Annotated in this window: 9 protein-coding genes and 2 pseudogenes; 7 read left to right on the top strand and 4 right to left on the bottom strand. The window is 36.1% G+C overall.

Going from position 1 to position 10351, the window contains the following annotated elements:
* Nucleotides 1-29 precede the first annotated feature (29 nt).
* Nucleotides 30-191: pseudogene (locus tag LOK41_RS29335) on the bottom strand (WCX domain-containing protein); the annotation flags it as partial.
* Here LOK41_RS29335 and LOK41_RS29330 point away from each other — a divergent pair.
* Nucleotides 185-514, top strand: a pseudogene (locus LOK41_RS29330) (dihydrofolate reductase family protein); the annotation flags it as partial. The pseudogenes LOK41_RS29335 and LOK41_RS29330 overlap by 7 nt on opposite strands.
* Before the next feature lie 38 nt (nucleotides 515-552).
* On the opposite strand, the gene LOK41_RS20620 reads toward LOK41_RS29330, so the two are convergent.
* Together LOK41_RS20620 and LOK41_RS20615 are read right to left on the bottom strand one after the other, a co-directional pair.
* Nucleotides 553-1923, bottom strand: coding sequence for a sensor histidine kinase (locus tag LOK41_RS20620; protein ID WP_241818091.1), 1371 nt, complete (start codon nucleotides 1921-1923; stop codon nucleotides 553-555).
* Nucleotides 1920-2612: a response regulator transcription factor gene (locus LOK41_RS20615; RefSeq protein ID WP_481748829.1), complete on the bottom strand. Its 693-nt coding sequence runs from the start codon at nucleotides 2610-2612 to the stop codon at nucleotides 1920-1922. Before LOK41_RS20615 ends, LOK41_RS20620 begins: the two co-directional genes overlap by 4 nt.
* A 195-nt stretch (nucleotides 2613-2807) precedes the next feature.
* On the opposite strand from LOK41_RS20615, the gene LOK41_RS20610 reads away from it, so the two are divergent.
* The 4 genes from LOK41_RS20610 to LOK41_RS20595 all read left to right on the top strand — a co-directional run bounded on the left by LOK41_RS20610 (nucleotide 2808) and on the right by LOK41_RS20595 (nucleotide 6420).
* Nucleotides 2808-4040: a cell wall-binding repeat-containing protein gene (locus LOK41_RS20610; RefSeq protein ID WP_481748830.1), complete on the top strand. Its 1233-nt coding sequence runs from the start codon at nucleotides 2808-2810 to the stop codon at nucleotides 4038-4040.
* A gap of 154 nt (nucleotides 4041-4194) precedes the next feature.
* Entirely contained in the window at nucleotides 4195-5655 is a 1461-nt protein-coding gene (locus LOK41_RS20605; RefSeq protein WP_241818088.1) for a SulP family inorganic anion transporter, read from the top strand.
* An 81-nt stretch (nucleotides 5656-5736) separates the two neighbouring features.
* The gene (locus LOK41_RS20600) at nucleotides 5737-6159 is read left to right on the top strand and encodes a universal stress protein (protein ID WP_241818087.1); all 423 of its coding nucleotides are present in this window, start codon (nucleotides 5737-5739) and stop codon (nucleotides 6157-6159) included.
* 132 nt (nucleotides 6160-6291) lie between these two features.
* Complete coding sequence (locus LOK41_RS20595; RefSeq protein ID WP_174100284.1) at nucleotides 6292-6420, top strand: DUF4027 family protein; 129 nt, start codon at nucleotides 6292-6294, stop codon at nucleotides 6418-6420.
* Nucleotides 6421-6574: 154 nt separating this feature from the next.
* Here the strand turns inward: LOK41_RS20595 and glpT are convergent, their stop codons facing one another.
* Nucleotides 6575-7924, bottom strand: a complete 1350-nt coding sequence (glpT, locus tag LOK41_RS20590) for a glycerol-3-phosphate transporter (protein ID WP_241818086.1) — start codon at nucleotides 7922-7924, stop codon at nucleotides 6575-6577.
* Between the two features lie 268 nt (nucleotides 7925-8192).
* Here glpT and LOK41_RS20585 point away from each other — a divergent pair, with 268 nt between their 5' ends.
* Both LOK41_RS20585 and LOK41_RS20580 read left to right on the top strand, forming a co-directional pair.
* A complete protein-coding gene (locus LOK41_RS20585) occupies nucleotides 8193-8651 on the top strand; it encodes a MarR family winged helix-turn-helix transcriptional regulator (RefSeq protein WP_241818085.1) in 459 nt (152 codons plus the stop codon).
* Nucleotides 8652-8669: 18 nt separating this feature from the next.
* Nucleotides 8670-10292 (top strand): MDR family MFS transporter, encoded by a 1623-nt coding sequence (locus tag LOK41_RS20580; RefSeq protein WP_241818084.1) that lies wholly within the window; start codon nucleotides 8670-8672, stop codon nucleotides 10290-10292.
* Nucleotides 10293-10351 lie beyond the last annotated feature (59 nt).

The following is a 10351-nucleotide window of genomic DNA, read 5'->3' as shown; positions in this document are numbered from 1 at the left end:
GGGGTCACTTCATTTCTTCTTACGTCTTTTTAATCTTTATATATATTTAAAACTTCTTTCGCATGTGTACGTAAACCATCTATCAATTCTTTCGGTTCTAAAACTTTTGCATCTTTTCCAAGTCTATGAAATAAAGGGGTAATAAAATTGATTTCACCTTTATCAACTGTTGAATTTATATATCCCATACCTAGATAAAAAATGTTATATTTTTTCTAATTCAGAAAAAGGTTCAAACGGACATGTAGAGTTTGTAAATAAAGATGTAGTGGAGTTTACAAAAAGGTTGAAAGAGCAGGAAGGATCTAAAATATGGATGGTCGGTGGAGGGAGCCTACTGAGAGAATTTTTTAAGAGTAATCTAATTGATGAATATATTGTTACGATTACACCTCATATATTAGGTTCTGGTATTCCATTATTTAAAGAAAAGAATCCACAAATTGATTTAACTTTAACGGATACAAAACGTTTTGGTCAATTTGTAAATCTATATTATAAAGTAAAATCTTAAATGATAAACAAACACGACTATTGATGATAGTCGTGTTTCTATATAGATGGTAATGAAATTGTAAAGCAAGATCCATGATCAACCTCACTCGTTACAGTAATATTCCCGCCATGTAGTTCTACAATTTCTTTCACGATAGATAGCCCTAAACCGGTTCCGCCTGTAGAACGAGATCTTGCTTTATCAACGCGATAAAACCGTTCGAAAATGTGAGGGATATCCTCTTCTGGAATTCCTTCTCCTGCATCTTGGATGGAGAGGTTAATATGTGTTTTATGCTCTGTAACAGAAATTGTAATTTGAGAATGTTCAGGTGAATGTGCATACGCATTAGTTAAAATATTGATGATAACTTGTTCAAAGCGTTGTTCATCTAGAGCTATAGAAAGTGAAGAGGGACATGTTAAAGAGACACGAATATGTTTTATTTCGTACATAATGTTCACTTTTGTAACAATACGAGAAAGAAAGTCTTCTAAATGTACCTTCGTTGTTTCAATGGAAAAGTTGTGCTGCTCCATATGTGCGAGTAAAAATAAATCTTGTACTAAATTTGTAATAGAATCTGCTTCATCTTTTATAATTGATAAATACCTTTGGCGCTGCTTAGGAGATGTATGGTCTTTCAGTGCGATGTCTGCATATCCTCTTACATAAGTTAGCGGTGTTCTTAGTTCATGAGCGACACTTGCTAAAAATTCACTACGTTCTTTTTTCATATAATGTAGATCATTCGCAAGTGTTTGAATAGACTGTGCAAGTTCACCAATTTCATCATTTCGAGTACTCGTTAAAGAGACGGATAAATCACCACGACTCATTTTTTCAGTAGCATGCTTCATACGAAGGAGCGGTTTCGTTAACAGACGTGAAAGAAGAAATATTGTAATGACTGTTAAAATAAATGTAACGACACCAGCAACAAGAAATTGTTTTGTAAGACCTGCAATCATTTGTTTAATAGAACTTGTGCCGAGAAACATATAAACATAACCTTGTATTTTTCCTTCTATTGATATTGGACTAACTGTGCATATATAATTAGATGTTTTCCAGTGGTTTTCTATGATTGTTCCGTTATGATCCGCACTTGTTATCATTTCAACAATGTGCCTTTTTATAGTGGAATCTATATCATTAGATTTTGCTAATATTTCTTTATGAGCGTTTGTAATAACAGCCTTTGTTTCAGCTTCTGACTCCATTAAAGCGACATGAGAGATTGTTTGGGAATCGAAATGTTTTTCAAGTACATCACGATGGCTATTTCCCCGCTTTAATAATGCTGTCATTTCTTCATTTACTCTCGTATTGACAAGGCTGTAATAGAGCAATGCAAACAGGGCGGTTTCGATTAAAAGCGTAACAATTAAAAAATAAAATCCGAGTTGAACAGAAATTCGTTTCATCGCGTAGCTCCTTGATTTTCAGTGTCAATCCATCGATAGCCAACACCATAAACGGTTTTTAAATGTTCATCAATTGGAAAATTGGCCTTTCGTAATTTATCACGTAAATTACGAATATGGGAGTCCACTGTGCGATCCTCTGTATTTGTATCTAGCCCCCAAATTCGCTCAATAAGCTGTTCGCGACTGAGTACATAGTTTACGTGACGCAAAAATAATCCAAGTAAAGAGAATTCAATTGGTGTAAGCAAAATCTCTTGTCCATGAACGGAAATAAAGTGCTTTGCTTCATCCCACAAAATCCCTCTATATTTTAGTTGTTCATGCTGATTGCTACGTCGCAATACAGCTTCAATTCGTGCTAATAGTTCATCTTCATGAAACGGTTTTGTTATATAATCATCAGCTCCGATTTTTAATCCTTGAACAACATCTATCGTTTGATCCCGAGCGGTTACCATAATAATAGGAACGTTACTAAATGAACGGATCCTTTTACATGTTTCCCACCCATCCATCTTTGGCATCATAATATCGAGAAGAATGAACTTAAAACTTTGGTTTTCTATATAGGAAATTGCTTCTTGGCCTGAAGTCGCAGAAATGCAATTATATCCTCTAGGAGTAAGATAAAGTGCTAATAACTCCAGCATACGTGGTTCATCATCTACGAGTAGTATATTCATCATATAATATCCTCCGTATTTGTATTCACTATTAAAAGTGTAATGCAAAATCATGGAGAAATGGTGCAGATTATGATGCATCTGCATAATTTCTTCAGAATTGGTTGTTATTGTATAGGTGAAAATAACATTCTAGGTAAAGGATATAAGTTCAAACGATAAAGGTGAGGAGGCGTTTTTTTGAAAAAAACAGCTCGAATGTTGAGTGTGACAATAGTTGCTGCACTTGGATTAACAGCGTGTGGTCAAACGAACACGGAAACAAAGAAAAGTGAAGAAGTAAAAGAAAAAAAGAATGAGAATCAAAAAGATATGAAGATGAATCATGCAGCGATGGCGCCAAAAGAAATGAATGATGGAGCATCTAATGATGTATTAACAACTAGTTTAAAAAATGTAACACGATTAAATACAAATGATCCTGTTCAAATGGCAGTATTAACATCACAAATGATATGGCCAGCAACTCATAAAGAGAATCAGCCAGGAGCAGTGATTTTGGTGTCAGCTAATCAGTGGCAACTTGGAATTGCTAGCGCAGATCTTATTCATCATCCAAACAATGGGCCTATTTTATTTACAAATAAAGAGGGAATTCCAGAGGTAACATTAAAAGAGATCAAGCGGTTAAATCCACTTGGAACAAAAGATGGAACTCAAATTATGGTGATGGGGGATGTAGCATCTTCTACGTTAGATCAATTAAAAGAATTTAAAGTAAAACAAATAAAAGAAACAGATCCAGCTATATTTGCGAAAGACGTTGATAAAGAATATGCAGACATAACAGGGAAGTATCCGGAAAGTGTTATTATCGGTTCGTCTGAAGAAGAAGGACGTTTATATACAACACCTGCAGTAAACTGGATTGCGCATATGCCAGAATCACTATTATATGTAACAAAAGATAAAGTACCAGAAGCAACCATTGAATCATTAAAAGCAAGAAAAGGGAAAGCGAATATATATATATTAGGTCCAGAAAAAATTATTTCAAAAGAAGTAGAAAAACAGTTAAGTAAGCATGGTAAAGTAACGCGTATTAGTGGAGAAAGTCCGACAGAAAACTCTATCGCCTTTGCTAAGTTTAAAGATGAAAAAACGGAATTTGGTTGGGGATTCAAAAAACCAGGGCATGGCGTATCATTTGTTTCAACAGAAACGCCTGATTTAGCAATTGCTGGTGCTCCGTTTTCACATATGGGGAAACATGCACCAGTCCTTTTATTAGATAATGGTAAAGTAACGAAACCGGTATATGATTTACTAGCAACGATAAAGCCAAAGTTTAAAGATGATCCAACGCTTGGGCCATATAACCACGGTTTTCTATTAGGAAATACAGAGAACATCTCGTTTGAAACACAAGGAATATTAGACGAGAAGTTAGAGATTATTCAAGAAGATGGTGGGGAACATGGTGGACATTAAGTAAAAGAGACGCTGCATAAGCAAGCGTCTTTTTGTATTTGGGAAAGTTTTTTATAGCAGAAAATCTGGCATTCATTATATAATAGCTCTCGTGCAGTCGGACCGATTTTCTTATGGAGAAAATCATGGATAAGAAAAGTAGAGGAGTGTTATTTTGTTACAAACACTAAAAGATGAATGGTTTTCGAATGTGAAAGGCGATGTATTGTCAGGGATTGTCGTTGCGTTAGCATTAATTCCTGAAGCGATTGCCTTCTCCGTTATTGCAGGTGTAGATCCGATGGTTGGATTATACGCTGCGTTTTGTATTGCTGTAACAATTTCGTTTGTAGGCGGAAGACCGGGAATGATTTCTGCGGCAACAGGTGCGATGGCATTGTTAATGGTGACACTTGTGAAAGATCATGGATTGTCGTATTTATTTGCCGCAACCATTTTAACAGGTGTTGTACAAATTATTTTTGGAGTACTGAAATTAAGTTCGCTAATGAAATTTGTTCCACGTTCCGTAATGAGTGGTTTTGTAAATGCACTTGGAATTTTAATTTTTACAGCGCAATTGCCACATTTTCAAGGTGTAAATTGGAAAATGTATGCACTTGTAGCATTAGGACTTGCAATTATTTATCTATTTCCACGTATTACGACGGCTGTGCCGTCTACACTTGTTTCTATTATTATTGTGACAAGTATTGCGTTACTCAGCGGATTTGAATTACGAACTGTTGGTGATATGGGGGATTTACCAAAAGAATTGCCGTTCTTTAGTATTCCGGATGTACCATTTACATTAGAAACACTAGCTATTATTTTACCGTATTCTGTTATGTTAGCTGTCATTGGTTTACTGGAATCACTATTAACAGCGTCTCTTTTAGATGATATGACAGATACATCAAGTAATAAGCATAAAGAGGCACGTGGACAAGGTATCGCTAACATTGTTACTGGTTTCTTTGGGGGAATGGCAGGATGTGCAATGATTGGACAATCCGTTATTAACATTAAATCAGGTGGGCGTGGTCGATTATCAACATTCGTTGCTGGTGGATTTTTAATTGTTCTACTGTTTGTTCTTGGTGACTATGTTGTCCATATTCCGATGGCGGCGTTAGTTGCGGTTATGATTATGGTTTCTATTGGAACATTTGATTGGAATTCTGTGTTTACCCTTCATAAAGTTCCAAAAGGTGATGCGTTCGTTATGATTGTAACGGTTGCAATTGTTCTTGTAACACATAATTTAGGACTCGGTGTGATTATCGGTACGGTAATAAGTGCCGTACTATTTGCAGCGAATATGGCAAAGATTCACGTGAAACATTTTTATATTGGTGAGAAAAAGAGATACGCTGTTCACGGACAACTCTTCTTTGCATCTACTACAGCATTCATAAATGCGTTTCAATTTAAAGAAGATGTAAAAGAAGTAGAAATTGACTTTACACACGCCCATGTATGGGATGATTCAGCAGTAGCGGCAGTGGATAAAGTTGCGATGAAGTATGAGCAAAATGGCGTGAAAGTAAATATAACGGGATTAAACGAGCGTAGTTCGCAGCTTGTTACAAAATTGGCTACTTATAATAAAAATAGAGAACAAGCTGTTAGTTAAATAGGAAGAACCTTTTCGGGAGACCGAAAGGGTTCTTTTTGTATTATAATACGAGTATGATGATGAAAGGGGCTTCAGCATATGTACAAGCAAATTATACTAGCATGTGATGGTTCAGAACACGCAATGCGCGCAGCAAAACATGCCGCACACATCGCTATGTTGAGTAAGGAAATAAACGTTGAAGTTGTATACGTAGTAGATAATAGAACGGCAAAATCAGATATTATACAGGGACAAACAAATATAGAAACAATTTCAGCTAGTAGAAAAGATAGATTAAAAGAAATTGAAGCTTTATTACAGCGAGAAAGAATTTCTTATAAAATCACTATCTTACATGGCGATCCAGGAAATACGCTTGTACAGTATGTAAATACAGGAGACATTGATCTCGTAATAGTAGGGAGTAGGGGATTAAATGCATTGCAAGAAATGGTACTTGGTAGTGTAAGTCATAAAATAGCAAAACGAGTGAAATGTCCAGTGATGATTGTGAAGTAACAGACAGCAGAAATGTTGTCTGTTTTTTATGGGGATAAATCTTACAAAATTGTAAGACTGCTGTTAGCAAAATCGATGTTATAAAATTCCTTCCATTGATATGATGAAAGCATCAAAGAGAGTGAATGGAGGATGGAAGAAATGAAAGCATTTCAAAGTTTATCGTATAGTCAGGGAGTGAGTCTTATTTGTTTAGGGGGATTTACTACTTCGGTGGTGTTGGCTATTGTTGAGAAAATGTTTCAACAAATGTTCTTATAAAAGTAGCATTGTAAATAGAAGGGGAATGATTGTTATAGTTGGCAAGACAATATCATTAGACATAAATAAAAAATAGCTCTTAGCGTGTATCTTAATGCTAAGAGCTATTTTGTTTTTTTACTTCAGTTGTTTTTTTACTGAGTAAAGTTTCACTTTATGCTTGCTGCGATTTTGATGATCCTGTGTTTAAAGTAAGAGCAAGGAAGAAAATCGCAAGCACACAAGATGCTAGTAATAGAATGAAACCACCGTTCCATCCGAAAGCATCTACAATAAAGCCCATTGCCGCACTAGCAAATGCAGCACCGCCCAGGTAACCGAAGAAACCTGTTAAACCAGCAGCTGTTCCAGCAGCTTTTTTTGGTACTAAGTCAAGAGCATGTAACCCAATTAGCATAACTGGTCCATAAATTAAAAATCCAATTGAAACAAGTGCGATACTATCGATGATTGGGTGACCAGCTGGATTTAACCAATAAACAAGAACAGCAATGAATACACCAACCATAAATAAAATACCAGCAGGTGCACGGCGTCCTTTAAAGAGCTTATCACTCATCCACCCACAAAGAAGTGTCCCCGGAATCCCAGCCCATTCATATAGAGCGTAAGCTGTACGAGAGCTATTATGAGTAAAGCTTTTTTCCTCTACTAAATAAGTAGGTGCCCAGTCGACAACACCATAGCGTACGAAATATACGAATACGTTAGCGATAGCAATGTACCATAAAAACTTATTGTTCAGTACATATTTGAATAAAATTTCCTTTGCCGAAAGCTCACGCTCACGATCTTCTACTTTTTCACTAGTTGGATATTCTCCTGTATGCTCCTCAATTGATGGTAATCCGCAAGATTGAGGTGTATCACGCATTGTAATTAATACATAAATCCCAACTAAAATTGAAAAAATACCAGGGACGTAAAATACACTTTTCCAATCATCAGCGAATAAATACATTCCCAATGTAACAAGGGCTGGCATAATTGCTCCGCCGACGTTATGAGCAGTATTCCAAATGGACATTTTTGTACCACGCTCGCTAATAGAGAACCAGTGAACCATCGTACGACCACATGGAGGCCATCCCATACCTTGTACCCATCCGTTTAAGAATTGCAGAACAAACATGAGTAAAATACTTGTTGTAATAAAAGAAACCGAACCGAAAATAATATTAATGATACCGGATAAAAATAGTCCTGTTGCTAAGAAGTAGCGGGGGTTACAACGGTCAGATACAATCCCCATTACAAACTTGCTTAAGCCATATGCAATGGATACGGCAGAAAGGATAATACCAAGTTCGCCTTTACTAAATCCTTGTTCAACAAGATATGGCATTGCCAGTGAAAAGTTTTTGCGAACAAAGTAGTAACCTGCATAACCAATGAAAATGCCTAAAAATACTTGCAAGCGTAGCTTGCGGTATTCGCTATCTATGCGATCAGCAGGCAAGCGATCTGTATGCGGCGCAGGTTTAAATAAATTAGTTAGAAACATCGCTTAAAATCCTCCTCTATTATTGAAAATGTTTTATGACATAGAAAATAAAAAAGACCATGAAATATAGAAAGGGTCTCCTTTCTATGCTCCATAGCCTTATACTCTCATTCTCCATGACTGTCAATATTAACTTCGTCACAAAGTATACAACTTTGTGACAAATTTGTAAACGTTTTTATGAAATAAAATGATTGACGGCATTTATTTAGTAGTTTAATATTTAAATACGTTAAATATTTTATTGTTTAAATAAGAGGTGGATAACATGCAAAATGATATGACTCACATTGATAAAATTCAGGCTCTAGCATTTTCGATAGGAAAGAAAATGCAAACGGAGTTACTAGAACAAATGCAAGCATCAGGACTGACGCCACCGCAATTTTATATTTTAAAAATTTTAGATCATTACGGTGCAGCAAGAGCTACAGAGTTGGCGAAGAAAATGTACGTGAAACCAAGTGCGATTACAGTGATGATTGATCGTTTAATTGATCAAGAATTGGTGTTACGTTATCACGATAAAAATGATCGCCGTGTTGTTATCATTGAGCTAACGAAGAAGGGGAAAGATGTATTAGAAGAAGCAATGACTGCTCGAAACGAACATATTGCGAAATACTTCTCACAATTAGCATTACAAGAAAGAGAAGATTTACTACGCTTATTTGAAAAATTGGAGACAATTATTTGTGGAGCATCTGAGAAAAAAGAAACAAACTAAAGGAATTGAGGAGATTACATGGAGCAACAAGAAAATCAAAATCAAAATCGAAAGTTGTTGTTAATTGGTCTAGTTATTGCAATGTTATTTGCTGCGTTAGATGGAACAATTGTTGGTACAGCAATGCCGCGTATCGTTGGTGAACTAGGCGGATTAAGTTTAATGACATGGTTAACAACAGCATATATGTTAACGTCAACGACAGTTGTACCGATTGCAGGGAAGTTAGCCGATTTATTAGGACGTCGTAACGTATATATAACAGGGTTAATTATTTTTATGGTCGGTTCAGCCCTTTGCGGCATGGCGAACGGTATGACGGAGCTAATTATTTTCCGTGGTATTCAAGGTCTTGGCGGCGGTATTATGATGCCAATGGCGATGATTATTATTGGGGATATGTTTACAGGAAAAGAACGTGCGAAATGGCAAGGGATCTTCGGAGCATTATACGGTCTTGCATCTGTAATTGGACCGCAAGTAGGTGGTTGGATTGTTGATGCTGTCAACTGGAGATGGGTATTCTATATTAATTTACCAGTTGGTGTTTTAGCAACAATTTTCATTGCAATGGGGTTAAAATCACATAAACAAACAGGTCCGATTAAAATTGACATTGCTGGTATTTTCACAATGATTCTTGGTGTTGTAAGTTTATTACTTGCATTAACATTCGGCGGGAAAGACTATGCGTGGGATTCTTGGCAAATTATTGGGCTATTTGCACTTGCAATCATTGGTATCGTAAGCTTTGTAATTGTTGAACTAAAGGCAGAAGAGCCAATTTTACCGATGCATTTCTTTAAGAACCGTACATTTACACTACTAAATGCAATTGGTTTCTTTATGAGCATTGGAATGTTTGGGGCAATTATGTTTGTGCCATTCTTTATGCAAGGAATTGTTGGAGTAAGTGCGGCTGAATCTGGAACAATCATGACACCAATGATGATTACGATGATTGTGATGAGTATTATCGGGGGTCAGCTCGTATTAAAAGTTGGAGTGAAACCACAAATTATTACAGGAATGCTCATCATGGCCGGCGGATTTTGGCTGTTAACGACAATGGATATGCATACAAGTAAGCTTGTTGCAACTTCTTATATGAGCATTATCGGTTTAGGAATGGGTCTTGTAATGCCGACATTAACATTAGCATTGCAGGAAAGTTTCCCGAAAAAAGATCTTGGGGTTGTTACATCTTCTAGTCAATTCTTCCGTCAAATCGGGGGAACATTTGGGATTACAATTTTAGGTTCTATTATGAATAATACTTCAGGTACAACTTTAACAAATAAATTAGTGCCTGTCTTAAATACATTCCCAGCAGAAGCAGGGCAGATGGTAACCAAGTTTAAAGATATGATTCATACAGATCCACAAGGATTATATTCTATGTTATTTAGTCCGGAAGCATTAAAACAAATGCCAGAAGCATTTGCTAATAGTATCGTGCCTATTTTAAAAACATCTTTAGTAGATTCACTTCATAGTGTATTTCTAACAGGTTTAGTCTTTATCGTAGTTGGTGCTGTATTTACGATTTTCTTGCAGAAAATCAAGCTTTCTAATCGCAAAAAAGGTGCAGAAGAGTCTGCTGCGGTAGAAGAAAAAGAAACGAATGTATCTTACTTATAATGAGAAAAAAGCATCGCCTTAGGGTGATGCTTTTTTAGTTAGAAGTGATTGACGTATTT

Origin of the sequence: Bacillus sp. TL12, from assembly GCF_022625245.1 — a bacterium.
GTDB lineage: Bacteria > Bacillota > Bacilli > Bacillales > Bacillaceae_G > Bacillus_A.
This window is presented reverse-complemented; position numbering and strand designations above follow the sequence as displayed.

What these genes read in the sequence shown, in the direction of transcription:
- LOK41_RS20620 (WP_241818091.1), bottom strand. Translation starts at nt 1,923, where the DNA reads ATGAAACGAATTTCTGTTCAACTCGGATTTTATTTTTTAATTGTTACG.
- LOK41_RS20615 (WP_481748829.1), bottom strand. Translation starts at nt 2,612, where the DNA reads ATGATGAATATACTACTCGTAGATGATGAACCACGTATGCTGGAGTTA.
- LOK41_RS20610 (WP_481748830.1), top strand. Translation starts at nt 2,808, where the DNA reads ATGTTGAGTGTGACAATAGTTGCTGCACTTGGATTAACAGCGTGTGGT.
- LOK41_RS20600 (WP_241818087.1), top strand. Translation starts at nt 5,737, where the DNA reads ATGTACAAGCAAATTATACTAGCATGTGATGGTTCAGAACACGCAATG.
- LOK41_RS20595 (WP_174100284.1), top strand. Translation starts at nt 6,292, where the DNA reads ATGGAAGAAATGAAAGCATTTCAAAGTTTATCGTATAGTCAGGGAGTG.
- glpT (WP_241818086.1), bottom strand. Translation starts at nt 7,924, where the DNA reads ATGTTTCTAACTAATTTATTTAAACCTGCGCCGCATACAGATCGCTTG.
- LOK41_RS20585 (WP_241818085.1), top strand. Translation starts at nt 8,193, where the DNA reads ATGCAAAATGATATGACTCACATTGATAAAATTCAGGCTCTAGCATTT.
- LOK41_RS20580 (WP_241818084.1), top strand. Translation starts at nt 8,670, where the DNA reads ATGGAGCAACAAGAAAATCAAAATCAAAATCGAAAGTTGTTGTTAATT.